We start from the raw sequence: 25,449 nt of genomic DNA, 5'->3' as shown, positions 1-25,449 counted from the left end.
TCTAAGAAAATAGTAGGAATTAACAAACACATCTACTATGTTTGTAGTAGACTTTGAAGTAAACGTGTATCCTCATGGAAATAAAACAGCTGACAAATGCCGAAGAGCAAGTGATGCAGATTGTATGGCGACTAAAGGAAGTAGTGGTAAAGGATGTGGTTGAGCAATTCGACGAACCCAAACCCGCGTACACAACGGTGGCCACAGTACTAACTGTTTTGGAGAAAAAGGGATTTGTGGAAAAACGAAAAATCGGGAATACCAATTTATTCTTTCCGCTGGTTAACAAAGCCGAATACACCAAATTCCAATTTACGTCGCTGCTGAAAAACTATTTCAACGGTTCGTTTCCGAAGATGGCTACATTTTTCGCCCGCGAGAACCAACTGGATATTCAGGATCTGGAATCGATCATGAAACAGGCCGAAGAGGAACTCAGGAAAGATCAATCTAACACCGATTCGTAATGGAAAACTGGTTCGACTTTTTATTTCATGCCTCTGTTGGCCTCAGTCTCTTCTTCGTTGTATACTGGCTGTTACTACGGCAATCAACGCATTTCACGGCCAACCGGATCTACTTGGTGCTTTCGGTATTGCTGGCACTGATGGTTGCTGCTTTTCCCTTTCACTACACGGTAACACTCACACCATCTGCGAGCACTCCCCTGTCCAATTTATCGGGTATTCTTAGCCACCAGATCATTTCCGGAAGCAAGCATACTCCTGAAAACAACGGAGTCACCTGGTCGACGGTTTTACTTTACGCCTACCTGACCGGTACTGCTCTTTTCGCGTTGCGACTACTCATTCAAACATGGAGACCGCTTCGGGTTATCTACTCTTCAGAACCGAAAATACGGGATGGCTATTACATTCATGAAAATGACAAATACGCCCTTCCATTTTCGTTCTTCAACCATATATTAATCAATCCGAAATACCTGAAACAGGAAGAAATCAGTGAAATTCTTTCTCACGAACAAGTGCACATTCGCGAGCGTCACTGGGTCGACCTGCTTATCATAGAACTGTTGACAGTCGTTTTCTGGTTCAATCCATTCATTTGGTTATTTGAACTGGCTATTAAACAAAATCACGAGTACCTGGCCGATCAAGGTGTGATATCCCGGGGCCACTCACCCGTCAGGTACCAGGCATTATTAGTTAATCAGCTAATGGGCATGCAGGTCATTGGAATCACCAACAATCTGAATTTTGCCCTTGGCCCAACCCGTTTAAACATGATGAAAAGACAAAAAACATCGAAAAAGAGGCTGTTCCATATGGCTTGGGGGATTCCCGTTCTGGCTTTTATGCTGGTGGCATTCGCCGAACCTCAATATGAAAAAGCTGCGCCTGCAACCAATACAGTCCAATCGGAGGCAACCAAAACAATTCATGGAACAGTTGTTGATGAAAAAGGCGAACCAATGCCAGGAGCATCGGTGGTAATCCGTAATACCAGCCAAGGTACTGTAGCAAATATGAAGGGAGAATTTTCGCTTGAAATTCCGGAAAATGGATGTGAGTTGGCTATTTCTTTTGTGGGTTACAAAACAATTGTCAAAAAAGTCTCACCGAAAAAAGATAACCTGAAATTCCGGATGGAGAAAACGGTTATTGGAATCAGTACGAAACTTTCACCGGCCAAAAAAGAAACGCCTGCTCCACCTCCGCCACCGGTAGAGGCAAAGAAAGCTGAGAGCAAGGCCGAAAAAGATGGCCCGGTTTTCGTCATCGTCGAAGATATGCCGCAATATCCGGGAGGACAGCCAGCATTGGCGAGATATATCGATGACAAAAAGAAGGAAATAGTTCAGAAAGCAAAGGCTGAAGGAAAAACGCTAAAAGGCAAGGTCTACGTTAATTTTGTCGTTCAACCGGATGGTTCGGTAGGGCAGGTAAAAATTACCAAAGCCAGTGGTTCAAAATATCTTGACGAAAAAGCTATCGAAATCGTCAAGGGGATGGAGAAATGGAGCCCGGGAAAACAACGGGGCAAACCAGTTCGGGTTAGCTTTGTCGTACCCATCGAGTTTTAATGATAATTACTTATACAAAAAAGAAGGATGTCGAAACGACATCCTTCTTTCATATTTTAGCAAGGTCCGGCTTAATAGGCCCGGCCTTTGATTCCTTCGATATAATTAATGAATGAGGTATTCACTACTTTGTTTCCACCGGGTGTTGGATAATCGCCGGTGAAATACCAGTCTCCCAAATCGTTCGGGCACGCCTTGTGGAGATTATCTACCGTCTGGTAAACGATGTCCACTTCCGCATTGCAATCCACCGGCTTCAACAACTGGGCGATTTTATCCGAAATCTCCTGGTCGGTAAAGGGACGATAAATTTCCTTCACGTAGTTGACAATCTCTTCCTTCGGCAAGTGTTGCTGCTCTTTACATTTCTTGTAGGTCTCATCAATCACGTGTCCTCTGCCAGTTTCCTTCAGCAACGTAATGGCCGCTTCAAAAGCGATAAACTTGCCAAGCTCCGCCATGTCGATTCCGTAACAATCGGGATACCGAATCTGCGGTGCCGACGAGATGATGACAATCCGTTTCGGATGCAACCGGTCGAGAATACGCAGGATACTTCGCTTGAGTGTCGTCCCCCGAACGATGGAGTCGTCGATGACTACCAGTGTATCCTTCTCATTCTTAACAACGCCATAAGTAACGTCGTACACGTGACCTACCAAATCATCCCGGCTGGAATCATCCGTGATGAACGTTCTCATCTTCACGTCCTTGATGGCAATCTTTTCAATACGAGGCTCAACCGAGATAATTTCAGCAATGGCTTCTTCCGTCATGTTCTCGCCAAGCGCGTGAATTTTCTCCTTTTTCCATTCCAACAGCAGGTCGCGGATGCCCTCCATCATTCCCGAAAAGGCGGTTTCAGCCGTGTTGGGGATATACGAGAAGACTGTATTCTCCAGGTCGCCATCCACAGCATCCATAATGGTTGGTGCCAACAAGTGCCCCAGCTTTTTTCGTTCGAGGTAGATATCACGATCGGAACCACGGGAAAAGTAAATCCGCTCGAAAGAACACGATTTCCGCTCCTGCGGAACACGGACCATCTCTTCGGACAAGGTTCCGTCCTTCTTCACAATTAATGCAGATCCGGGCTTCACTTCCTGAACACTTTTCCAGGAGACGTTCATCACGGTTTGAATCACCGGACGCTCAGAAGCTACCACCACAATTTCGTCATCGGCATAGTAATACGCCGGCCGGATTCCCCACGGGTCGCGCAGCACAAAGGCATCGCCGTGACCGATGATTCCACCAATGGCGTATCCTCCGTCCCAGTCGCGACTGGAGCGTTCCAATGTTTGTCTCAAATCGAGGTTGCGTTCGATGAGCGGCGAAATTTCTTTATTGGAGTGACCTTCGTTTTTATACTTGCGGAAAAGCAGTTCATTCTCCTCATCCAGGAAATGTCCCACTTTCTCCAGGACAGTCACCGTATCGGTATATGCTTTCGGATGCTGCCCCAAATCGACCAGCAGATCGAACAACTCATCGACGTTGGTCAGGTTGAAGTTACCGGCCAGCACCAGGTTCCGCGAACGCCAGTTATTTTGCCGCATCACAGGGTGGGTAAATTCCACACTGTTTCGACCGAACGTACCATACCGCAAGTGCCCCAGGTAAAGCTCGCTGACAAAGGGCAGGTTGTTTTTGGCCCAGGCCGGATCATGATATGTTTTCGGGTAAGTGCGTTTGGCGTGGTTGAATTCGCCGAATACATTGTCGAACACATCTTTAATCGGATTGGCATCCACCGAACGGTGACGATGAATGTAATCCTGCCCGGCGGCCATGTCAATCTTCACACTAACGACTCCGGCTCCGTCCTGTCCCCTGTTGTGTTGTTTTTCCATCAACAGGTAAAGCTTGTTCAAACCGTACTGCCAGGTTCCGTATTTTACTTTGTAATACTCAAGCGGTTTGCGAAGCCTTATCATCGCTATACCACACTCATGTTTTATTAGCTCGCTCATCTCAGCTTAATCTGCTTTTTTATCGTTCTGATGTTGAATTGCTGTTAAGGTCGGGAAATTGAATATTGTCGGGTACAATAAAAGCGTTGGGATAATCCCGGGCAATCTGTTTTTGCAACCGAAGTGCATCGCTCCGCGTGCGAAAATCACCAACCCTAACTTTAAAATCGGGCGATTGGTATATGATATAGGCTTTTACATCCGGGTACGAGGAAAGAAAGTCGGTTTTCACCTTCATGGCCCGCAGTCGCGCTGAGCTTCCGGAACCAAAATAAATCTGCACCCTGTACCCCGGCGTGGTTTGATCATTCTTATTGAGCTGTATTTTCCGCTCAAGCAGTTCTTTCGTTTTCGGGTTCTGATGAACATCGAGTCCTGTCCAAATCCGGGTCGTATCGTTCGCCGAAAGCTGACCGTATCCGTTGACCGGCGCCGGCTTCTGCGCCAACACACTACCCAAAAAGAGTAAAAGGACAACGAAAGTTGAAAGTATCCTCTTCATGAACTGTTTTTCTTTAGGGATGCAAATATAACGGAAAAAGAAATGGCCGGGAAATTCCGGCCATTGTCAAATCTTTAAATATTATTCTGATTCAAGCGCTTCCTGCAATTCATCAGTCATTTCGAGGTTGTGGTAAACGTTCTGAACGTCATCATCATCTTCCAGCGCCTCGATTAATTTCAGGACCTTCTGGGCCGAATCCACATCCAACTCCTTGGTATCGTTGGGTATTCGCTGCAAATCCGCACTCGCTACCTCGATGTTCAAATCTTCCAGTTTTTTATTCAGGCTACCGAAATCTTCCATGGCAGATGTCAGATTTATAAAGCCGTCCTCTTCTTCAATATCCTCAACACCCGCGTCAATCAAATCGAGTTCGACCTCCTCGAGGTTGATATTATCGGCAGCAATACGGAAAATTCCCTTCCGGTCGAATAGGAAACTCAGCGAGCCATTGGTTCCCAGGTTGCCCCCGTATTTATTAAAGATGGAACGTACACTGGAAACCGAACGGTTATTATTATCGGTCAAACATTCCACAAAAACAGCAATTCCGTGAGTGGCATAGCCTTCGAAGGTTACCTCCATGTAGCTTTCGCTATCGGCGCCGGCAGCTTTTTTAATGGCTCTTTCAATATTGTCCTTCGGCATGTTCTCGCCCTTGGCATTCTGAATGGCCAGGCGTAAACGGGGATTTCCATCCGGATCGGGTCCGCCCTCCTTCACGGCTATTGAAATTTCCTTGATAAGGCGGGTAAATATTTTTCCGCGTTTCGCGTCCAGTGCGCCCTTTTTTCGTTTAATCGTCGACCATTTACTGTGTCCTGACATAATTCGTTTTTTTGGGTTGACTATTTTGGAATCGTCGGGGCTGTAAAGATAAGAAAATCCCATTTTTTACAGAAAATCCTTCAGGAAAGGACAATTAAGTCTTATTTAGACAGCACCTTATTGTCCAAATTCAAAATATGAATGTAAATTTGCCCAACTAATTTTCTCAATTGATTTTACCGTAATGGCGAACAAGAAATTATATATCGAGACGTACGGTTGCCAGATGAATGTGGCAGACAGCGAAGTGGTGGCAGCCGTATTGGGAGAGAAGGGATATGACCTGACCGAAGATCATCAGGATGCCGATGCCATATTAATTAATACCTGTTCTATTCGCGACAACGCCGAGCAGCGCATACACGCCCGGTTGGATTTGTTTCAGAGTCATAAAAAGAAAGCACCTGAAAAAGTGGTTGGTCTGATTGGCTGTATGGCCGAACGGATTGGCGACCAGTTGCTCGAAAAGAAGAAAATCGACCTGGTAGCAGGACCCGATGCTTACCGCGATCTTCCCTACCTGTTCGACAAAGTAAAGCGCGGCGAGGAAGCCATCAACGTGGATTTAACCACGAACGAAACATACGATTCCATCATCCCGAAACGTATCGGGAACAATAAAATTTCCGGTTTTGTATCCATTACCCGTGGTTGCAACAACTTCTGCACGTTCTGTATTGTGCCGTATACCCGTGGCCGGGAAAGAAGTCGCGACCCGAAAGATATTCTCAGCGAAGTACAGGACCTCATCAGCAAAGGCTACAAAGAAGTTACCCTGCTGGGCCAGAATGTGGACTCGTACCGCTTCCGTGCTCCCGGAACCCGTCCGGTGAAGTTTGCCGATTTGATGGAAATGGTAGCACAGATTGACCCGACAGTCCGGGTACGTTTTACCACTTCGCATCCGAAAGATATGTCGAACAAGTTGCTGGAGGTGATTGCCAAATATCCGAATATTTGCAAGTTCATCCACCTGCCGTTCCAATCGGGAAGCTCGACGGTGCTCGACAAAATGAACCGGAAATATACCCGCGAATGGTACCTCGACCGCATCAAAGCCATCAACGAGATTATCCCGAACTGCGGCTTGTCGACCGACGTGATTACCGGCTTCTGCGGCGAAACCGAAGAAGATCACAAAGAGACCCTTTCGCTGATGGAGGAAGTTCGCTTCGACTCGGCCTTCATGTTCAAGTATTCGGTTCGTCCCGGAACCTATGCGCACGAACATTACGAAGACGATGTGCCGGACGAGGTGAAATCGCGTAGACTGAACGAAGTAATCGCCTTGCAAAGCCGGATTTCGCAGGAGAATAACCGCCAGGACATTGGCAAAGTAGTGGAAGTGCTGGTAGAAGGTGTTTCGAAGAAGAGCGACGAGCAATACTTCGGACGCAGCTCGCAGAACAAGATGGTTGTTTTCCCGAAAGGTGATTTGAAATTTGGGGATTATGTTCGGGTAAAAGTGAACGAAAGTACGCAGACCACGCTGATTGGCGAGGTAACCGAAAAAATAGGACAACCCACCGAATAAACTGAAATGAGCAAAATGATAGATGAATTCCGGGATTATCGTGCCCGGATGAATGAGAAAATTCTTTCCGCCGATAACAAGGTGATGAAGCGCATCTACAACCTCGACACCAATACCTATATGGAAGGTGCCTTATCGACCAAAACCAAGGAGATGCTGGGGTTGGTGAGTTCCATGGTGCTGCGTTGCGACGATTGCGTGAAATACCACCTCGAGAAATGTCACGAGCAAGGTGTTACCACCGAAGAACTCTTCGAAGTGTTTTCGGTAGCCAACCTGGTGGGCGGAACCATTGTAATTCCCCACACCCGCCGTGCCGTGGAGTACTGGGAAGAGTTGCAGAATGCAGAATAAATCAACAACCCAAACAAATAAAAAAGGGTCTTCGTTACGGAAGGCCCTTTTCTTTTATCTCATTCTCCGGGGAAAAGCTCCGGCCTGACAAACGGAATCAGCGCCAGGCAAACCGCCTGTTCGTAAAGCAACGTCCGCGTGATGGCGTTGCGGGTGAGCAATCCAACGGCTCCATTCTCCTGTTTCGAATTGGTTTTCCCAAACACCTGATCGTCGGCATCGCCCAGCTCCAGTCCTTCTTCCACCAGTTTCACCACTTCCGGCGGAAGCTGAAAAGTAGTGGTACGCGATTCGCCAAACTGCCCGTCAGCGCAGGCTGCAATCCAGGCAAACGACTGCATCCCGCCGTTGTGTCGTTCGATGCCGCCCTCTACGCCAAACCAGAAATCGGCATCCGGAACCTTTTCCCGCGCATTGGCGGCCCGGTTATGCGCCCCGGCCCGGGTTTCTTCATCGCTCATGGGTTGGTCGGGAACCCCAGACTCAACGCTCACACCTTCTATTTTAATTTCCGTGTCCGGGAAGAGCCTTTCAAAGCCCCGCTTCACCGCCTCAATCTTTACCGGGTTGTGCGAGGCCACTACAATATGTTTTTTCATCTCTCGTAATTTCTAATTCTCTTCTTCTATCAGGCCGGCCAAAGCATATACCAGCGCAGCCTGCCAGTTGATGGCAATTTCGTTGGTGGTATAATCCGGCTGTTTATCCTGCCAATTGGTGGCCGTGCGTCCGCCGCCCACGAGGTAACCCGGCCAGGGGTCTTCAATCCCGTCGGCAGCGCTGCGCCGGTCGTGCGGATGCATCGGCGGACGAAACCCGATGCCGGTTACGTACGAACGGTCATATACATTCCGTCCCAGCAGATGGTCGGCAATGGAGACCACTGCGTTGGTATAGGCCCGGTTGGGCGAAATGGCGTTGGCCACCTGCAGATTAACAGCCTGCCGCGCCACCGTTCCGTTACACCCCCAGTAATAGCGCCCTGCCAGTGGCCGGCCGTAAACATCCTTTCGTCCTTTTGCCACCAGGGTATCGGCATTCGCCAGAATGGCTTTTTGAACACGGGTCAGCAGGTCCGCGTTCTTTCCGTTCCTGCCGGAAAGCACATAGGTAAACAGGGCCAGGTTTTTCACATTGCCCCAGTCCCAGTCGCTGTCGATGAGCGGCGGATGAATGTCCGGCACCGCCGATTCGAAGTCCGCGAGATAAGCCGGCTCGCCCGTTGTTTCCCACAACTCGGCCGCAGCCCACAGCCGTTCGCTTTTATCGCTCTTCACTTTGTAGGCACCCGTCTTGAAATCGCCCTGCTCAAACGGTTTCATCTCCGGATGTTCTTTCAGAAATTCATAACTGTTCTTCGCAGCCTCCAAACACTTTTCCGCATACGCGGAATCGTACGGCTGAAAGTTGCGGGCCGCCATGGCCATTACCGCGGCAAAATCAGCGGTCGCTGCCGAACTCCATTCGGTAAAATAGCGTTTCCCCTTATCGTCTTCTGGCATGATAAAGCCGGCAAAATTAACGCGCGTCAGCTTGTGTGACACCCTACCCGAACCATCCGGGTATGGCATCTTCAGCAGCCAGTCAGTTTCCCATTTCAGCTCTTCCAGGTAGCCGGGATAACCCGGAGCTGTCTCCGGTAGATTCAGCTTCACATTTTCCAGTGCCGGCCTGAACTGTTCCCATGCCAGAAACAATGTGCCCAACGTGATACCAGCGTTCACCGTGTATTTCCCATAATCGCCGGCATCGTGCCAGCCACCGGTCCCGTTACGGATAACGCCTTTCTGTCCGGTGTAATCGCCGTAAGCATCATCGAGGTGACAGGCAGCGTGGGCGTAATGTTGTCCGTTGAAATCGCCTTCCACGGCTGTGCCACAACGCCAAAGATAAAAGGCCCGCATAACTGTTTTGTAAGGAAACCTGAATACATCATCGCTGATGCGAAAGGCCACCGACCTTCCAACGCCGGGCACGTCCAGGTAGTAAGAACCGGTATCGGCGAAAGCCGAGAAATCGGCCAGCCAGGCATTTTGGTTCACATCCTTCTGATGGAACGGGCCTGTAACCTTTCCGCTGAAAACCGTGGAGTCGTCGGCCAACCGCCTCACTTCGAACTGGCTGCAGGGTTGTATAATGGTGGCTATTTTGGCTTTCGCCGGAAGGAACCCCACCGAGTTGAGACGGACCGGGTACGCATCGCCCGATGGCCCGGCGCTGCAGGCAGTGAGCCACAGCAGCAGCATCGTCAATAATTTTCTCATGAATCAGATCGTGTAAAAAGGTTTGGAAAAGTGGTCACGGTGCGTCACATTCAGGCTCTTCCTCCGACAAGTCGTAAACTCTCCCGGAGGGTTTCAACTTTCATTTCCAGGTCGTGGATTTGCTGGTTCAGCCCTTCCATCTCCTGTTTTAACAGGGTGGTCTCCTCCCGTTCCGGTTTTTCGATGGCCCGTGCTTTGGCAATCAGGGTAAAGAAATTAAAATCCAGCGCCTCCGATAGTTGCCACAACCGGCCTATCTTAACATCCTTCGAGTTCAGGATGTAATGAGCCATCTGCTCCGAAACCCCCAGCCTGCGGGCAAACTGCGGAACCGTAAGTTGCCGTTCCGCCAGCCGCTCCCGGATGGCATTCCCGATGTGAAAAGGCAGTTTCAATTCGTTATTCATGACCAAATATTTTGTGGTGATATTCTCCGAAGCTTCGCAAAAGCCATCGGCTACTTAAAGTTACACAAAATTATTTTATTTTTCTATCAAAGAACAGGATAATAACCAAACAGCGTTAGTTAACTATCACACAGCGTTAGATACCCACTTCACAGCGTTAGATACCCACCGAATAGTATTGTATTAAAACAAAAATTTAATTTATCTATACATCATTTTATTTTATTCTTACCTGATTTTAATTTCTTCTGTTCCATTAAATATAATTATTGTCGTTGTTTTATTTTATTTTGTATGGTAGTTATTTGTAATTATACTATTATTAGTTAGATACCAAATATTTTTTGTTTCATATCAAACAATATCTCACCATACAGATAGATGTAGTGGAAGCCCTTCAGGCTTCCCTCATTGTTGCGCACCTTTCTCTGGGGGCGGTGCCCCCAGTTTTGGAATATCAGGCCTTCAGCCTGTTTCCCCTCACCTGACAGCGACACCCGTTGGTTGGATTTTTATCTACTCACCCCATCCGGACTGCGTCCGAGTTGCCCCTCTCTACAAGTAAAGATGGGCGGGGGCCGGTGATAGCATCGAAGTTTGTATTTGCATTCTCCCCGACGGGATACCAGGTTGTTTTTGGAATTGATGCCTCACGAATACGCAGCGGCCTGGCCCTTCTCTATGATTAGAGAAGAGGTGGGATGAGCAGATAACCATGCACCGAACACTCACCGGCGGTGCCCCCAGCTTCGGAATTTCAGGCCTTCAGCCTGGACAGGGTCGGCAGCCCCTAAGTGAAACATCGAAGGAAACCTCTAAAGTTTGACGCTGGCGCCCAATGAAGCTACGCTAGTGAATCTGTCATCGGTCCAAAAGTCTCCCCGGGTGGGGAGATTTAGAGGGGCGGAAAATGGAAGAACCACAATCCGGGTATTTCCATTTTCCCCGGTAGGATAATAAGTTGTTTTTTGGAATTGATGCCTCACGAATACGCAGCGGCGTGAGTCCTTCTCTATGATTAGAGAAGGGTTGGGATGAGTAGAAAACATTGTTTCGAACACTCACCGGCGGTGCCCCCGGCTTCGGAATATCAGGCCTTCAGCCTGGACAGGGTCGGCAGCCCCTAAGTGAAACATCGAAGGAAACCTTTAAAGTTTGACGCTGGCGCCCAATGAAGCTACGCTAGTGAATCTGTCATCAGTCCAAAAGTCTCCCCGGATGGGGAGATTTAGAGGGGCGGAAAATGGAAGAACCACAATCCGGGTATTTCCATTTTTCCCGGTAGGATAATAAGTTGGTTTTTGGAATTGATGCCTCGCGAATATGCAGCGGCGCAAAATCATTAACGGCCGAGGAGTTTAAAGAGAAAAATAATAACTTGCGTCAACCCAAAAAAATTCGGCCATGGTGAACACGAAATTATTCAGGATGATACGAGAGGGGGAACACCAGCAGCAGGATTTCAAGTTTTGTATCAACGATTCGCGAAAGATAGCCCGCTCGCTGGTTGCTTTCGCCAATACCGATGGCGGCCGGTTGCTTATCGGCGTAAAAGACAATGGAAACATTGCCGGCGTGCAGACCGAGGAAGAGTTTTATATGATTGAAGCAGCCGCCAAATTATATAGCAAGCCTGAGATTGAATTTGAAACCCAACAGTGGCATACCACGGACGGCAAAACGGTTTTACAAATCGACATTCCGCCAAGCCCTAACAAACCACACTACGCTAAAGACGAGAACCAGAAATGGTTGGCCTACATCCGGCACGAAGATCAAAACATCCTCGCCAACCGGATCCTGCTTGAAGTTTGGAAGAAAAAACAAAAGCCGCGGGGAGTCTTCATCCGGTACACCGAAGAAGAGAAGAAAATACTGCAGTATCTGAGCAATCACCAAAAGATAAATCCGGGTCGTTTATCCCGTTCCATGTCTATCTCCCGATGGAAAACAGAAAGAATCTTAATAAACCTCATAACCATCGGAGTTATTGAGATTGAACAAACGACAGATGGAGTGCATTACCATCTGACGGACAATTTTATTCTTTCCGGGAATAATAAATAAAATCCCCTCTTCGTTTAAATAAAAAAGCCCCTTGGTTCACCTTTTCAGAAAGAGAATCAGGGAAAGCTAATAAAAGGGGGTTGAAAAATGGGAAGGAATCAAATTTTGGCTTTAGCAAGTAGCTTTTTGCTGCTGCTAGCCGGATGTGCGAAAGACAATACAATAACTAATGAGTTTACTGCAAACGCAGAAAAAATCTCCAAAGAGAATGCCGACCGGATTACGTATGTCAACGAACGAATCGATCTGGCTGGAAGCAGTTCACTGAAATCAGCTGAATCGCCGGAAGACTATACCTACACGTCAGCGGTTGATATCTACAACACTGTCTTCGATAAAATAATTATCCAGTCCAGTACGGCCACGTATACTGTTTATTCCGGGCAAACAGTTTTGTTGCCCAAAGGCTTGACCTACGAAGGAAATATTACGGTAAATGACGGCGGAATGTTGGTGGTTGTCGGTAACTTAGCCGGCTCGACGCTCAGTGGGACAGGAACCGTGGTCATTAATCCAACCGGTGTTTTTTCAGCGAAATATTTAACCCTCAACTCTGGGGTGAAACTGGTTAACTACGGCGAGTGGAGTGCCGAAAAGAACGCCAACCTGAACGGCATTCTGGAGAACCACGGTGTTGTATCGTTCGATGCCATGAATAACAATAGTTCGGGCCATGTGGTCAACACCGGTAAAATTACACTCTCGGCAGACCTCAACAACAACGGCGTCATCGACAACTTCGGGACATTTATTACTGCCGGAACATTCAATCTGAACAGCGGTGCTAACCTCAACAATGCGTGTCATTTCGAAACGGCAAAGATGCAGGCGAACGGACTGACCCATTCCACCGGCTTCCTAAAAGTCAATAACCAGTTAACGATAAACGGAGGCAGTATTCTGATGCTGGGCTCCCACTCAGTTACCGATGCTGGCACCATTTCCCTTAACGGGAAAATTTCAGGCACCAACGACGATTACGCGGGTATCATTATCCGGAATTCGTTTCAATCGAACTGGGGCGCCCGGATTACGGGGAAAATAGACATCCGTTACGACGATGAAATCACCAGCTCCGACCCCGATTTACTGGGCTCTCTGGTTACCTTCAAGTCGGCCTATTTCCCGGCTACCGACTGCACGCCTCAGTACGGAGCCAACCCGGTAAATTCTTTTACACTGGTTGCCAACGTCGATGCTCCTGTCGATAGCAGGGGAAACACGTTAAGTGCGACAAGCGTGGATATTCAGGGAGACTATGCATACGTTTCATACCACCTGCACGGGGCAGAATTTGGTGGCCTTATCGAAGTGTATGATATTACCGATCCGTCAACTCCGGCCATTGTCAGCCAGTACTGGAGCGAGGATGCCGACTTTAACGACATTGAGGTGGATGGTAACAAATTATACGTAACAGGCGGAGCCAATCCGGACAAGACCGGAGCTGATACTCCTGCTACATTTTCCGTTATCGATTTAAAAAATGGTGAGTTGCCCAATGCTGCACCAACATTTTATTCACTGCCCAGTTTTTCAGGCAACTGTGTGCACCTCGCTGAAAACGGAAAGCTTTATATCGCAACCGGAAATACCGGAGGTCAGTTTATCTCCGCCGATGCCAACAATGGTTCGATCATCAGTAAACGGGATGCCTTAACCGCCAAATATTTTGACAGTGAAGGAAACACCATTATCGGATTACAGGGTGGTACTGTTGGCTTGCTGTCGGTATTTAACGAGAATAACGGCTTAAATCCGGTCAGGACCATCCCGGTAGGAAGCATTATTCCGGAAGACGGAAAGGCAGTAGCCCGCCTGAAAAACGGACTCGCCTATGTTTGTGAAGGCGAAGCCGGATTGTATGTTTTCGACACAAACGACGCCTCCGGAACTCCTCTGGAAATATTCAACCCGCAAAGCGGCAACACCAACGGTGTCGATATCGACCATGGCCTGGTATATGTAGCCAATGGAGCAGGCGGTTTATACGTCATCGACCAAAATACATTTAAAGTATACGGAAATTACAACTACGATGGCTCGGCCAATTTCGTAAGAGCTGTTGACAACTACATTTTTGTGGCCAACGGCACCGGCGGCCTGAAAATATTAATGAGAGATAATCCCTAGTTTTTTCATACCCAATTCAAATGAAAACAGCACGCTCAGGCGTGCTTTTTCTTTGTCATAAATGCTACATAAATATTTAGTCTTTTGTTTACAGAAAGGCATTGCCCAACTTCAAACAGAAACCCTTAATTTTGTACCTGATATCCTAATCAAGTTTGAAACCTTACTGAAACATCAAGTAATGAAAAACTTTCTTATGAGAAATGTCCGCCATGCTTTCCTGATTGGTCTTATTATTGGCGGTTTTGCCTTTGCCGGTTGTGCGCAGAATGAATACATGGATCCGGCCAACCGGAAGTTGCAGGAAATTTATACCGGCGGCGACTTCTATCCGGTAAAACATTACCAGCAGAGTACCCGGAAAAAACGTCCGAAGAATGTCATCCTAATGATTGGCGACGGCATGGGACTCGCCCAGGTATACGCAGGTTTGACAGCCAACGGCGGTCATCTTTACCTCGAAAATTTCAAGCACATTGGTTTTTCAAAAACCTACTCTTCCGATAATTACATAACCGATTCGGCTGCCGGGGGAACAGCCCTGGCTTGTGGCGAAAAAACATACAACGGTGCAATTGGCGTAGATCCGCAAAAACAGCCGATTGTCAACATTCGCGAGCTGGCTGAGAAGAAAGGTCTGGAAACCGGGCTCGTTTCGACTTCGGCCATTACGCACGCCACCCCGGCGTCATTTATCGCTCATCAGCCTTCGCGAAATATGTATGAAGCCATTGCTGCCGATTTTATCAACAGCGACATCGATGTTTTTATCGGTGGTGGCGTCGACCATTTCGAAAAGCGTAAAGACGGCCGGAACCTGAGTGAAGAGCTGAGAAAAGACGGCTATCAGGTTTTGTACAACATGGATAATATCAGCCAGGTAACATCGGGTAAACTGGCCGGACTCACCGCCCCGGTTCACAATCCGGCTGAACCCGAACGTGGCAATATGCTGGTTCAATCGACTAATACCGCACTGAATATCTTGTCTCAAAACAAAAAAGGCTATTTCATCATGATTGAAGGAAGTCAGATCGACTGGGGCGGCCACGCCAACAAAACGCCTTACGTAGTAGAGGAAATGCTCGACTTCGATCAGGCCATCGGGGCTGCACTCAAACATGCGGCGCAAGATGGTGAGACGCTGATTATCGTGACAGCCGATCACGAAACGGGCGGAATGTCCATCAATGAAGGCGACATGGCAACCGGAAAAGTAGTTGGTGAATATACCACAGGACACCACACGGGAATTATGGTTCCGGTGTACGCTTTTGGACCGGGCGCCGAGCAGTTTACCGGAATGATGGAAAACACCGATATTCAGAAAAAAATTAAAGATCTGTTGGATCTATAACTGCACTAACCAATTTCTGGTTATTTTAGAAGGGAAACCACTGTGTTTCCCTTTTTTATTAAGACAAATAGCGGGGTTATTGTTGCAACCTAATGTTTGAAACCACACCTATTTGGAATGGAGCCATGCTTCTTCGACTAAAAATCAGGTTACTCAGCGTTCATACATGACTGAAGGATTGATTAAAATCCGCCTGACTGCCCACCCCGGAGATTCCTGAAGTTGCTGCCATTCTGCTGATTATTATTCTGGTTGTTGTTGTCTGGCGTAGCTGATTCGTCGATATGTTTGGCACCTTCCATTTTGGGTGCTTTCGGCATCTTCTTCGTTCTCCACAACGGAATCCGGTAGTAAATCCCATATGAAAAATCCATCGGAATATCCACATTGGTTTTCCCGAATCCGGGTACGATATAAGGTGACATGTTCGGATCCTTCGTTTCGCTCACCATGAATTTTACCCGAACAGACCATCCGAGGAAAAAATTCTTAAAAATCTCCCCTTTCATCCCGAACACGAACTCGCCCCAATGAGCATTCATATTTCTTTTCGGAATGGATGTGTTATAATCGCCCCAGAAATTGGAATATTTAACATCATCAGCCTGTTGAGTGAAACGGGAGTAACCGTAACGCAAACCGACAAACACCAAATCGCCGTCTTCGAGATTTCGGTAGCGCAAAATATTGAAATCAGTTCCCAACCGGCCATAAACACCGTTCGCCTGATAGTGGAAATTATCCCGACGATCATTCAACCCCATCATACCCACTTCAACCGTAGGAAACCAATATCCCTTAACAGGAATATCTCCCTGCAATTCCCAACCCCAACGGTCGGCCGATTGCAGATACGTGGATGCAAACCGCGAGAGATCGACACCGATACGGGGTCCTTCGACACGCCAAACATCCGCATTCTGTTTCTCCTGAGCCAGTGCTTTCAGCGGGCTACTGAGTGTTAGCAGGCAAATTGAAATATACAGTAATATTTTGCTCATTATTGGGTTTTTCAATAGATGTTGGGCCCACTGAGGGGTCCGAAATATTCACCGAGTCGATTCGGGAAGTATATGAGAAACCTTTCAAGTTGTAATAGGGTGCAAAGCCGCACGCCTCCGACACCAGTTTCATTTGCATGGTGTGGTAAATGAACAGCGTGTCAGCTTCTCCATTCACAAACAATACAAACGCTGTAGAGTCGTGTTCAAGCGAAAGCGGCAAAGGATAGCGCTTGGATATGGAAGGTAGCGTATCGCGTACCCATCCGGTATCGTTTTTGGCAACGCCCCAAATCATCAGCGAATCAATCGTCGTTGAATCACTGTCGATGAATTTGGCCATGAGATAAGTATCTGTGGAATCGTAACACCTGTCCGCCTCGCTACACGAAACGACAATTGCCAAAAGCACCACAAGTAAAGGTAAAATGTATTTTTTCATATCCGGATACGGGTTTCCGCTTGCCTGACAAATATAAACAAAATGAGAGGAAACAAGCATGAAGCAAGATGTCAGATTGAAAAAGCGTAAACCAGAAACAATTGGCTTATCATCAACAAAAAAAGGTTATTTTCGTTAATTCCATTGCGGCACAAAACATAAGAAACACTGCCGCCGATCTTACATTGAACGACAATCTACTTTAAATATGCGAAACATGCAGTTTGCCATTTTCTTCGGAACCGTCATTTTAGTCTACTTTCTGGTCAATTATTATATCTATGTTCACGGATTAATGGCCTTCCAGGCGACCGGAAACTTCAAAACGATATACAAAATCCTTTTCTGGGTTATCGCCTCCACTTTTATCGTTGGTGAAATACTGGAGCACACGCATTCCAGCCTGGCTGGTGAGTGGGTTTACCGGATAGGAGCTTTCTGGCTCTCGTTCATGCTCTACCTGTTTATCGCTGTCCTTTTCATCGACATCATCCGGTTACTGGACAAATTCTTTCACATTGTTCCGGCCGTGCTAAAAAGCAACCCGGACCAACTCAGGCTGTGGACCGGCGTTGTTGTTTTTTCATTGGTAGCCCTGGTGGTTTTTTTCGGACACCTCAATGCGCTGAATACACGGGTAAAGCAATTCTCGATTACCATACCCAAAAGTGTTACCGGTTCCCCGGATATGAAAGTGCTGATGGCTTCCGACATTCACCTCGGAGCACTGATTGGTGAACGCCGCGAACAAAAGCTTGTCGACATCATTAATCAGCAAAAGCCCGACTTGGTTCTCCTTTGCGGAGATATGGTGGATGGCGACATTGCTCCTGTATTGCGGAAACACCTGGGAAGACACTTGCAGGAAATCAAGCCACCGATGGGCATGTACGCTATTCCGGGCAACCATGAATACATTGGTGGAATAAAAGAAACATTACCTTACCTGGAAAGCATCAACATCAACGTGCTGCGCGACCAGGTGATTACACTTCCCAACGGCGTTCAGATTGTCGGGCGCGATGACTTGTCAGCTCGCAATCGTGATGGGGGAAGAAAGGAACTTCCGGAATTACTAAAAGATGTGGACATGAGCAAACCGGTAATTGTGATGAACCACCAACCGTTCAATCTGGAAGAGGTTGCCGAAGCCGGTGTTGATTTACACCTTTCGGGACACACCCACGACGGGCAAATGTGGCCGCTAAACTACGTTACCGAAGCGATTTTTGAAGACAGCTGGGGATTTCTGAAGAAAGGCAAAACCAACATCTATGTCTCTTCAGGATTCGGTTCATGGGGACCGCCGGTTCGCATCGGAAACACACCGGAAGTTGTGGTTTTCAATCTTCACTTTCAACCGGAAACGGCAAAATTATAAACAAAATTAGTCGTCGTAGGTCATGGGAAGCGGCTCCGGATGGATGGTCGTTATGATACCCAATTCCTTTTCGATGGCTTCTTCGATGACAGAACAGATATGATGGGCTTCATCCAGTGTCATCTCCGGAGGCAATTTAATGTGACAGCTTAATTCGGTATGGTGTCCGTAGCGGTGCATATGGAAATGATGGGGAAACACTTCCCGGTCGACATTTTGCCGGACCAACTCCCTGATTTGGCCAATCATTGTAGGATCGGCACTTTCACCGAGCAGCAGACTGAAATCATTCTTCATTACTTCATAGGCGGTATACGCAATCAATATGGCGACCAAAATTCCAAGTACACCATCGATCCACCAGAAATAACCGCCGAGGAAAATACCTGCCAGGATAATGATGGAAGACAATGCGTCAGAACGGTGATGCCAGCCATCGGCTTTCAGCACCGACGACTTTGCTTTTCGTCCGACCCCAAAAGCATATTGAGCCAGACCTTCCTTCGCCAGAATCGATACAACGGTAACCACTTTAGCAACTATTCCATAGTGAACAGCCGTATGTGACTGCAAACGGTCAATCGACTGCAGCAGGAACTCGAACGCAATAATCGCCAGCAGTACACCAATAATAACCGCAGCGATGTGTTCAGCACGGCCATGCCCGAACGGATGTTCCTCATCGGCGGGTTTGCCGGCCAGTTTTGCACCGAAAATAACAATGATGGAAGAGACCGAATCGGAAAGAGTATGCCATGCATCCGCTACAATAGCAATTGAACCGGATACAATACCGGCCCAATACTTCAAGGCAAACAGCACCAGATTTACGATAATCGAGACCCATCCGGCCTTAACGATCATTCTGGTATTCTTCGGTCTCATAAGCTTTGGTAAGTTTCTCTTTAATAAAGCATCAAAGCTAAAAGATTCAGGCCTAAAATCCGAGTAAACAAAAGGTGGTTGTGTTCTAAATTACGCGCTATGCATCTCGTCGTACCACATAAGGAATTTCTTAATGCCTTCGCGGAATGAAGTTTTCGGCTGATAGCCCAGTAGCTCTTTCGCCCTGGAGATGTCGGCATACGTGATATTCACGTCGCCATCCTGCATCGGGAGCTGATTGATAACGGGCTCAACACCGGCCTCTTCAGCAATCGTTTGAATCATATCGCGGAGCAGCACCGGATGGTTATTTCCCAAATTCACGGTTTCGTACACATTTTTATTCTTCAGCAAATAGTCAATCGCCGACTCGATGCCGGCAACCGTATCTGCTACATATGTGTAATCACGGGCTGTTCCTCCATCGCCAAACATGGGAATAGGCTCATTATTCCGAAGCAACCGGGTAAACTTGTGAATGGCCAAATCGGGACGCTGCCGTGGACCAAACACCGTGAAAAAACGCATATTCAGAATATCCAGCTGATAAAGGTGATGGTAAGTGTAGTTGATAAGCTCACAACTCTTCTTGGTAAAAGCGTACGGCGAAACCGGATTGGAAACGTCCATATCTTCACGGAACGGTGTTTCCGGACAATTCCCATACACCGACGATGACGAAGCGAAGGCCATTTTCCGGATACCTTTTTCCTTCATGATATCGAGAATATTCTGCGTCGCTGTGATATTGGCCCGGATGTAGCCCGCGGGATCATCAATCGACGGCCGTACGCCAGCTTTTCCGGCCAGGTGCACAATAATATCAGGAGATTTATCTTTCAAAAAGGTGGCTAGGTCATCTTTATTGGCCAAATCCAGCTCGGCAAACGAGCAATAAGGTTGCCCGATGAAGCTAACCAGGTTTCGCTCTTTTATTACCCGGCTATAAAACGGGTCAAAATTGTCGATCCCAATTACCCGGAATCCTTTATTCAAAAGGCTTTCACAAAGATGTGAACCGATGAAGCCGGCACATCCGGTCACTAAAACAGTTTGCATTACGGTGTATCTTGTTTCATCCGAATTATGGTCACATAATTCGAGAATATTTTAATTCCATCTTTTTTCTTCATGTCGAGATCGTAATGTCCCAACGACTCAAAATCGTACTTCTCCTTAAAACTTTCGTTGAAAACGTCCTCGGGAGGTTCGTGTGTCATCACCACCAATGGCGTAACAACCGGAGTTCCGGTCGCATTCGACGTATTCCAGTACTGAATCAGATGCCCGCTGCTCCATACCACCTGGATGAATTTTCCGGGTACGGGGCCATTGAAATAGAAAGGCATATTTTGCACTTTCTCCATATGCCGCAAATCGTTATAAGGCCGGTAATCGGGGTTTTTCTGGAAGAAATTACGCGCCGAGGGAATCACCAGCAAGCAAAATGCCATAATCAGTACCACCGTTCCACTCCACAGGCGGAACGCCTTTTTCCGGTAGGTGCTTCTTACCACATATCCGCCAATGGCCCAGAAAACAACCAAAATAATTATCTGCAAACCAAGTGATAAACCATCATTAAACCGATGATTATGATACATCACTGCCAGCGGCAAGGCAAAACCAACCAAACCTACCAGGTATCCCTGGATGGAATACAGTATCGTGTCAGCTTTAGTGTGCTCCTTCTCTTTGAAAGCATGCATCAGGTAACGGAAATAATAGGCCGTTATCAACGCCAGCGGAATCAGAACCGGCATCAGGTAACGCTCTTTCTTTTCAGGAAATGAGGAAAGCAGGATAACCGCTGCCCAAACCCAAAGTGCCAAAAACTTGTAGTTGCCGAACTGTCCGATTTTCCTCCGTGCATACGGAATAATCACCGCAGCCGCAGCAGGTAAAGCCCAGATTCCTGATTGCACCGGAAAACTCCAGTAATGGTACCACGGGTGTACACTGCGGTTCATCCATGCAGCCGACTCTTTTTCCGCCACATACGTGGAAAATTCGGGATGCAGGAAATAGATGTATAACGGCCACCACGTACTGAACGCAAGCAAAATCCCCAATGCAATCATCAAAGGTTTCCATTGCAGCTTCACACCGCTGAAACCATAGGCAACGAAAAACGCAATGAGGAAAGGCAACAGCAGCGCAAAGAACGAAACCGGGCCTTTACTCAGAAAGGAAAGTCCCATTAGTATACCCGCCCACGTAAACTCTTTCCAGGCTTTCTCCTTCCGATTCCAACCCCGGTAGAGCATCCAGATGGCACCCAACATAAAACTGTGACAGAAAATGTCCCAGGTAATGGTTCTTGCCATGAAAAATATATAGAAGCTGGTTGCAACGGTTCCTCCGGCCAGCAAGGGGAGGTGTTCGTCACGCGTCAGTTCTTTCGTCAATTTATACAGGAAGAAAACCAACAACATAGCAGAAAGGGCAGCAGGAATACGCAGGATCGACAGGCTGTCCTGTCCGAAAATATGCATCATAAAGGCTGCAATCCATGTTGGCAACGGCGGTTTCTCCAGGCGCAACACACCATTCATAGTAGGAACTAACCAATTGTGTGTCTGCAAAATCTCGCGGGCAGTCACCAGGTTTCGGGCCTCCATGATGTTAGCGTCCAATACGCCGTTATGAATCACAAAGGCGAAAAAAGTAATTACCAGCAATGCCAGAAGTTGACGGTTCTCTCTGCTCATGATCGTTTCTTTAATCGTGCGGCCACTTTCCGGATGACCGGACTTAAAAATCCGGGATGATTTAACCCCAGCAGCAAGTTACGTGAATAGACAAATGCTCCGGTTAACTGTCCCAGAAACAACACCGGATCGAGGCGAAAAATGGCGTAGCTGAATATCATCAGCGAGCCCGCCAGGCTGATAATCCAAAATGTATTGGACAATACCGATTCGTTTTGTCGCTCGGAATCGATCCATTGATACACAAACCGGAAGGTAAATATCAATTGTCCGGCACTACCCCAAAGCAACAAGCCGAACGATACATTTTCGTTTCCAAGTATTTCACGGATATTATTCGGTGCCCCGGAAAAAAGATAACCGAGACTGAAAGCCGGCAAAACATAAAACACCCACCGGAAAATCAATGGAATGGTTTTCCACCTATTCTTCAACTGTAAGTTTCGGATATAAACAAAGTAAACCAACAGCTGTCCAAGGACAATGGCAAAATCCTTCCGAAGTACGCCGTAAACGAACAGCAACATAGACGCGAAAAGGCTGAGCTGCCAGAAAATAGTAGGAGACAACGGTTTGCCCGCTTTTTCGGAGCGAAACCACTGAATAATCATCCGGCCCGAGAAAAGGATCTGTGCCAGGAAACCTACACCATATACCAGGAAGTTATCTCTCATCAACCGCGCTTCTTAATATCGTAACGGATATACCGGTTTTTCATCCAGCTGTAAGCAAACAAATCCTTCAACGGACCTCCCAGTCGATTCCACAAATGGTATTTCGACTCGCCAGCCACCCTCGGGAAATGACGAACCGGAACTTCCTTCACGGTTCCGCCTTCGAGTTGTATCAACGCCGGAAGAAAACGGTGCATCCCATCAAAAAAGGGAATCTTCCGGGCCACCGGAGTTTGCATAATTTTCAACGGACAACCGGTATCTGTAGCGCCGTCGTGTGTAATGGAACGACGAATGCTATTGGCCAGTTTCGACGACAGCTTCTTCACAAAACTGTCTTTCCGGTCGACGCGTATTCCGGTTACCAGGGCAAAATCATCCGCAAAAGGCAGCAACTTGTTGAAGTCCTCCGGCGACGTTTGCAAATCGGCATCGATGTATCCCACCAAAGGGGTTTCTGCGTGATCGATTCCGGCTTTGATGGCTGCACTCAGTCCACAATTTTCGCGAAACTGAATAAATGAGAACGCTTCGTGGCGCCCGCACATCGCTTCCAGTTGTTGCTGACTGGTATCGGTGGAACCATCGTTGACGAACAAAATACGTGTCGGCACCGAAGAAATCCCGGCAAAAGCAGAAAGTTCTTTTTCCAGCCGGTCCATGTTACTCTCCTCGTTATAAACGGGGACAACGACGGTCAGAATATTATTTTCCTTCATTTCTGTATAATTCGACCGGAACAGGAAAACCGTTTCAACTATTCCGGATTTGGCGGTTCAAAGTTAAAATATTATCAGGCACATCAATTATTGCGCGACTGCTTAATCGATAAATTTAGATGATCTGTCCGGTCCGAAAAAATCATGCTGTTGTAAAATCCTGAAATCAACTGTTTTTCCAAAAGGAAATCAAGTAGATAAAAGCGTTGAAAGATAGCATATATCCGCCAAATATCCATCTGACAATGACCGTGAATTTTTCCCACCCGTTATCAAAAATTGAATATCTTTGCGTGACTTTGGAATAGACTATTAGAATAAGAAAATCAGGACATAAGATATAATTTGCCCATGAATAACATCAGGAACTTTTGTATTATTGCCCACATTGACCACGGTAAAAGCACATTAGCCGACCGTCTCCTGGAAATGACGCAAACCATTACCCAACGGGAGATGAAGCAGCAAGTGCTCGACAATATGGATTTGGAGCAGGAAAGGGGAATTACCATTAAGAGTCATGCCATCCAGATGAACTATCTGCAGGAAGGACAAAAATACACGCTCAACCTGATTGATACTCCCGGGCACGTCGACTTCTCCTACGAAGTTTCCCGTTCCATCGCTGCTTGCGAAGGAGCCTTGTTAATTATCGATTCTACTCAGGGAATTCAGGCGCAAACCATATCGAACCTGTACCTGGCACTCGAGCACGATTTGGAAATCATTCCGGTAATGAACAAGATGGACTTGCCGAATGCCATGCCGGAAGTGGTGGAAGACCAAATCATCGATTTGCTGGGTTGTGAGCGCGAAGATATTATCAGGGCATCGGGGAAAACAGGAGAAGGCGTTGGCGAAATTCTTACGCGCATTGTAAAAGATGTTCCGCCTCCCGTTGGAGATCCGGACGCACCCTTGCAATGCCTCATTTTCGACTCAGTCTTCAACTCATTCCGCGGTGTTATTGCTTATTTTAAAGTTACCAACGGAACCATCCACACCAACGATTTGGTGAAATTTGTGGCAACCGGCAAACAGTACCAGGCCGATGAAATAGGTGTCCTGAAACTGAAAATGGATCCACGTGACGTATTGAGCGCTGGCGATGTGGGTTACATCATTTCCGGAATTAAAACGGCACGCGAGGTGAAAGTAGGTGATACCATTACGCACGTGAAAAATCCCTGCGATAAAGCCATTGCTGGTTTCGAGGAAGTGAAGCCGATGGTCTTTGCCGGTATCTATCCAATCGATAGCGACGATTACGAGGACCTGCGGACAGCCATGGAAAAGCTGCAGCTAAATGACGCATCACTTACCTTCCAGCCCGAATCTTCTGCAGCACTAGGCTTCGGTTTCCGATGCGGATTCCTCGGGCTTCTCCACATGGAAATTGTGCAGGAACGCCTCGATCGCGAATTCGATATGAATGTGATTACCACCGTTCCGAACGTTTCCTATCATGTTCACACCAAGGGTGGTGAGGTTCTGGACGTTTATAACCCATCCGGAATGCCTGAAGCTACTTTGATTGAAGATATCGAAGAGCCTTTTATCCGGGCACAAGTCATTAGCAAGTCCGACTTCATTGGTCCTATCATGACGCTTTGTTTGGAGAAGCGGGGCATTTTGAAAAAGCAGGATTACCTGACAGCTGACCGGGTCGAACTCACTTTCGATATGCCACTGGGCGAGATCGTATTCGATTTTTACGATAAACTAAAAAGTATTTCCAAAGGTTACGCCTCATTCGATTACCACATCACTGGGTACCGTTCAGCGAAGCTGATAAAACTGGATATTTTGCTGAACAGTGAGCCGGTCGATGCGCTTTCAACGCTCATTCACTTCGATAACGCATACAACTTTGGGCGACGCATCTGCGAAAAGCTGAAGGAATTGATTCCGCGCCAGCAATTCGACGTGGCCATTCAGGCCGCTATCGGCGCCAAGATTATTGCGCGTGAAACGGTAAAAGCGGTTCGAAAAGACGTGACAGCCAAATGTTACGGAGGTGATATTTCGCGTAAGCGGAAACTGCTGGAGAAACAGAAGAAGGGTAAAAAGCGGATGAAACAAGTAGGTAACGTGGAAGTGCCACAGAAAGCCTTCCTGGCCGTTCTCAAACTCGATTAAAAATATTTCAGCAAAATACGAAGCCCGGATT

General features: G+C 47.3%; 22 protein-coding genes. 9 read left to right on the top strand and 13 right to left on the bottom strand.

Going from position 1 to position 25,449, the window contains the following annotated elements; genetic code table 11:
* Window positions 1-74 precede the first annotated feature (74 nt).
* Both GJU87_RS20125 and GJU87_RS20120 read left to right on the top strand, forming a co-directional pair.
* A complete protein-coding gene (locus GJU87_RS20125; protein WP_106541328.1) occupies window positions 75-467 on the top strand; it encodes a BlaI/MecI/CopY family transcriptional regulator in 393 nt (130 codons plus the stop codon).
* The gene (locus tag GJU87_RS20120) at window positions 467-2,044 is read left to right on the top strand and encodes a M56 family metallopeptidase (protein WP_153641106.1); all 1,578 of its coding nucleotides are present in this window, start codon (window positions 467-469) and stop codon (window positions 2,042-2,044) included. Before GJU87_RS20125 ends, GJU87_RS20120 begins: the two co-directional genes overlap by 1 nt.
* Window positions 2,045-2,115: 71 nt before the next feature.
* Here GJU87_RS20120 and GJU87_RS20115 read toward each other — a convergent pair whose 3' ends face one another.
* The 3 genes from GJU87_RS20115 to GJU87_RS20105 form a co-directional block, all read right to left on the bottom strand.
* Window positions 2,116-4,017: an amidophosphoribosyltransferase gene (locus GJU87_RS20115; protein ID WP_153641105.1), complete on the bottom strand. Its 1,902-nt coding sequence runs from the start codon at window positions 4,015-4,017 to the stop codon at window positions 2,116-2,118.
* Window positions 4,018-4,036: 19 nt separating this feature from the next.
* On the bottom strand, window positions 4,037-4,519 hold the full coding sequence (locus GJU87_RS20110) for an SPOR domain-containing protein (RefSeq protein WP_153641104.1): 483 nt from the start codon (window positions 4,517-4,519) through the stop codon (window positions 4,037-4,039).
* Window positions 4,520-4,600: 81 nt separating this feature from the next.
* Entirely contained in the window at window positions 4,601-5,350 is a 750-nt protein-coding gene (locus GJU87_RS20105; protein ID WP_153641103.1) for a YebC/PmpR family DNA-binding transcriptional regulator, read from the bottom strand.
* Window positions 5,351-5,534: 184 nt separating this feature from the next.
* On the opposite strand from GJU87_RS20105, the gene miaB reads away from it, so the two are divergent.
* A complete protein-coding gene (gene miaB, locus GJU87_RS20100) occupies window positions 5,535-6,884 on the top strand; it encodes a tRNA (N6-isopentenyl adenosine(37)-C2)-methylthiotransferase MiaB (protein WP_153641102.1) in 1,350 nt (449 codons plus the stop codon).
* A 6-nt stretch (window positions 6,885-6,890) separates the two neighbouring features.
* Window positions 6,891-7,238 (top strand): carboxymuconolactone decarboxylase family protein, encoded by a 348-nt coding sequence (locus GJU87_RS20095; protein WP_106541323.1) that lies wholly within the window; start codon window positions 6,891-6,893, stop codon window positions 7,236-7,238.
* Between the two features lie 59 nt (window positions 7,239-7,297).
* Here GJU87_RS20095 and yjjX read toward each other — a convergent pair whose 3' ends face one another.
* Genes yjjX through GJU87_RS20080 form a run of 3 tightly spaced genes read right to left on the bottom strand, consistent with a single transcriptional unit; the run spans window position 7,298 to window position 9,909 of the window.
* Complete coding sequence (gene yjjX / locus GJU87_RS20090) at window positions 7,298-7,837, bottom strand: inosine/xanthosine triphosphatase (protein WP_153641101.1); 540 nt, start codon at window positions 7,835-7,837, stop codon at window positions 7,298-7,300.
* A 12-nt stretch (window positions 7,838-7,849) separates the two neighbouring features.
* On the bottom strand, window positions 7,850-9,502 hold the full coding sequence (locus GJU87_RS20085) for a glycoside hydrolase family 9 protein (protein WP_153641100.1): 1,653 nt from the start codon (window positions 9,500-9,502) through the stop codon (window positions 7,850-7,852).
* Between the two features lie 50 nt (window positions 9,503-9,552).
* Window positions 9,553-9,909 (bottom strand): helix-turn-helix transcriptional regulator, encoded by a 357-nt coding sequence (locus GJU87_RS20080; RefSeq protein ID WP_153641099.1) that lies wholly within the window; start codon window positions 9,907-9,909, stop codon window positions 9,553-9,555.
* 1,428 nt (window positions 9,910-11,337) lie between these two features.
* Between GJU87_RS20080 and GJU87_RS20075 the strand changes: the two genes are divergently transcribed.
* The 3 genes from GJU87_RS20075 to GJU87_RS20065 all read left to right on the top strand — a co-directional run bounded on the left by GJU87_RS20075 (window position 11,338) and on the right by GJU87_RS20065 (window position 15,466).
* On the top strand, window positions 11,338-11,976 hold the full coding sequence (locus GJU87_RS20075) for an RNA-binding domain-containing protein (protein WP_228492062.1): 639 nt from the start codon (window positions 11,338-11,340) through the stop codon (window positions 11,974-11,976).
* Window positions 11,977-12,063: 87 nt separating this feature from the next.
* Complete coding sequence (locus tag GJU87_RS20070) at window positions 12,064-14,109, top strand: hypothetical protein (protein WP_153641097.1); 2,046 nt, start codon at window positions 12,064-12,066, stop codon at window positions 14,107-14,109.
* Between the two features lie 181 nt (window positions 14,110-14,290).
* Window positions 14,291-15,466 carry an alkaline phosphatase gene (locus GJU87_RS20065; protein ID WP_228492061.1) on the top strand — a complete coding sequence of 392 codons (1,176 nt, stop codon included), beginning with the start codon at window positions 14,291-14,293 and terminating at the stop codon, window positions 15,464-15,466.
* A gap of 182 nt (window positions 15,467-15,648) precedes the next feature.
* On the opposite strand, the gene GJU87_RS20060 is transcribed toward GJU87_RS20065, so the two are convergent.
* On the bottom strand, window positions 15,649-16,467 hold the full coding sequence (locus tag GJU87_RS20060) for a DUF6048 family protein (protein WP_153641096.1): 819 nt from the start codon (window positions 16,465-16,467) through the stop codon (window positions 15,649-15,651).
* Window positions 16,418-16,909, bottom strand: coding sequence for a DUF6452 family protein (locus tag GJU87_RS20055; RefSeq protein ID WP_146141963.1), 492 nt, complete (start codon window positions 16,907-16,909; stop codon window positions 16,418-16,420). The genes GJU87_RS20060 and GJU87_RS20055 overlap by 50 nt, the downstream gene beginning before the upstream one ends.
* A 217-nt stretch (window positions 16,910-17,126) precedes the next feature.
* Here GJU87_RS20055 and GJU87_RS20050 point away from each other — a divergent pair, with 217 nt between their 5' ends.
* Window positions 17,127-18,290: a metallophosphoesterase gene (locus GJU87_RS20050; protein ID WP_194831595.1), complete on the top strand. Its 1,164-nt coding sequence runs from the start codon at window positions 17,127-17,129 to the stop codon at window positions 18,288-18,290.
* Window positions 18,291-18,296: 6 nt separating this feature from the next.
* Here the strand turns inward: GJU87_RS20050 and GJU87_RS20045 are convergent, their stop codons facing one another.
* The 5 genes from GJU87_RS20045 to GJU87_RS20025 form a co-directional block, all read right to left on the bottom strand.
* Window positions 18,297-19,175, bottom strand: a complete 879-nt coding sequence (locus GJU87_RS20045; protein ID WP_153641094.1) for a cation diffusion facilitator family transporter — start codon at window positions 19,173-19,175, stop codon at window positions 18,297-18,299.
* Window positions 19,176-19,265: 90 nt separating this feature from the next.
* Complete coding sequence (locus tag GJU87_RS20040; protein WP_153641093.1) at window positions 19,266-20,234, bottom strand: GDP-mannose 4,6-dehydratase; 969 nt, start codon at window positions 20,232-20,234, stop codon at window positions 19,266-19,268.
* Window positions 20,234-21,886 carry a glycosyltransferase family 39 protein gene (locus GJU87_RS20035; protein WP_153641092.1) on the bottom strand — a complete coding sequence of 551 codons (1,653 nt, stop codon included), beginning with the start codon at window positions 21,884-21,886 and terminating at the stop codon, window positions 20,234-20,236. Before GJU87_RS20035 ends, GJU87_RS20040 begins: the two co-directional genes overlap by 1 nt.
* Entirely contained in the window at window positions 21,883-22,560 is a 678-nt protein-coding gene (locus GJU87_RS20030) for a lipid-A-disaccharide synthase N-terminal domain-containing protein (RefSeq protein WP_106541312.1), read from the bottom strand. The genes GJU87_RS20035 and GJU87_RS20030 overlap by 4 nt, the downstream gene beginning before the upstream one ends.
* The gene (locus GJU87_RS20025) at window positions 22,560-23,279 is read right to left on the bottom strand and encodes a glycosyltransferase (protein ID WP_153641091.1); all 720 of its coding nucleotides are present in this window, start codon (window positions 23,277-23,279) and stop codon (window positions 22,560-22,562) included. Before GJU87_RS20025 ends, GJU87_RS20030 begins: the two co-directional genes overlap by 1 nt.
* 351 nt (window positions 23,280-23,630) lie before the next feature.
* Here GJU87_RS20025 and lepA point away from each other — a divergent pair, with 351 nt between their 5' ends.
* Window positions 23,631-25,418: a translation elongation factor 4 gene (gene lepA / locus GJU87_RS20020; protein ID WP_153641090.1), complete on the top strand. Its 1,788-nt coding sequence runs from the start codon at window positions 23,631-23,633 to the stop codon at window positions 25,416-25,418.
* The last annotated feature ends 31 nt before the right edge of the window (window positions 25,419-25,449 follow it).

Origin of the sequence: Prolixibacter sp. NT017 (genome assembly GCF_009617875.1) — a bacterium.
Taxonomy (GTDB): Bacteria; Bacteroidota; Bacteroidia; order Bacteroidales; family Prolixibacteraceae; genus Prolixibacter.
Note: the sequence above shows the minus strand (reverse complement) of the source record. Positions and strands in the feature narration are given on the sequence as shown.

Coding starts and splice junctions, on each gene's coding strand:
- GJU87_RS20125 (WP_106541328.1), top strand. CDS start 75: ATGGAAATAAAACAGCTGACAAATGCCGAAGAGCAAGTGATGCAGATT.
- GJU87_RS20120 (WP_153641106.1), top strand. CDS start 467: ATGGAAAACTGGTTCGACTTTTTATTTCATGCCTCTGTTGGCCTCAGT.
- GJU87_RS20115 (WP_153641105.1), bottom strand. CDS start 4,017: ATGAGCGAGCTAATAAAACATGAGTGTGGTATAGCGATGATAAGGCTT.
- GJU87_RS20110 (WP_153641104.1), bottom strand. CDS start 4,519: ATGAAGAGGATACTTTCAACTTTCGTTGTCCTTTTACTCTTTTTGGGT.
- GJU87_RS20105 (WP_153641103.1), bottom strand. CDS start 5,350: ATGTCAGGACACAGTAAATGGTCGACGATTAAACGAAAAAAGGGCGCA.
- miaB (WP_153641102.1), top strand. CDS start 5,535: ATGGCGAACAAGAAATTATATATCGAGACGTACGGTTGCCAGATGAAT.
- GJU87_RS20095 (WP_106541323.1), top strand. CDS start 6,891: ATGAGCAAAATGATAGATGAATTCCGGGATTATCGTGCCCGGATGAAT.
- yjjX (WP_153641101.1), bottom strand. CDS start 7,837: ATGAAAAAACATATTGTAGTGGCCTCGCACAACCCGGTAAAGATTGAG.
- GJU87_RS20085 (WP_153641100.1), bottom strand. CDS start 9,502: ATGAGAAAATTATTGACGATGCTGCTGCTGTGGCTCACTGCCTGCAGC.
- GJU87_RS20080 (WP_153641099.1), bottom strand. CDS start 9,909: ATGAATAACGAATTGAAACTGCCTTTTCACATCGGGAATGCCATCCGG.
- GJU87_RS20075 (WP_228492062.1), top strand. CDS start 11,338: ATGATACGAGAGGGGGAACACCAGCAGCAGGATTTCAAGTTTTGTATC.
- GJU87_RS20070 (WP_153641097.1), top strand. CDS start 12,064: ATGGGAAGGAATCAAATTTTGGCTTTAGCAAGTAGCTTTTTGCTGCTG.
- GJU87_RS20065 (WP_228492061.1), top strand. CDS start 14,291: ATGAAAAACTTTCTTATGAGAAATGTCCGCCATGCTTTCCTGATTGGT.
- GJU87_RS20060 (WP_153641096.1), bottom strand. CDS start 16,467: ATGAGCAAAATATTACTGTATATTTCAATTTGCCTGCTAACACTCAGT.
- GJU87_RS20055 (WP_146141963.1), bottom strand. CDS start 16,909: ATGAAAAAATACATTTTACCTTTACTTGTGGTGCTTTTGGCAATTGTC.
- GJU87_RS20050 (WP_194831595.1), top strand. CDS start 17,127: ATGCAGTTTGCCATTTTCTTCGGAACCGTCATTTTAGTCTACTTTCTG.
- GJU87_RS20045 (WP_153641094.1), bottom strand. CDS start 19,175: ATGAGACCGAAGAATACCAGAATGATCGTTAAGGCCGGATGGGTCTCG.
- GJU87_RS20040 (WP_153641093.1), bottom strand. CDS start 20,234: ATGCAAACTGTTTTAGTGACCGGATGTGCCGGCTTCATCGGTTCACAT.
- GJU87_RS20035 (WP_153641092.1), bottom strand. CDS start 21,886: ATGAGCAGAGAGAACCGTCAACTTCTGGCATTGCTGGTAATTACTTTT.
- GJU87_RS20030 (WP_106541312.1), bottom strand. CDS start 22,560: ATGAGAGATAACTTCCTGGTATATGGTGTAGGTTTCCTGGCACAGATC.
- GJU87_RS20025 (WP_153641091.1), bottom strand. CDS start 23,279: ATGAAGGAAAATAATATTCTGACCGTCGTTGTCCCCGTTTATAACGAG.
- lepA (WP_153641090.1), top strand. CDS start 23,631: ATGAATAACATCAGGAACTTTTGTATTATTGCCCACATTGACCACGGT.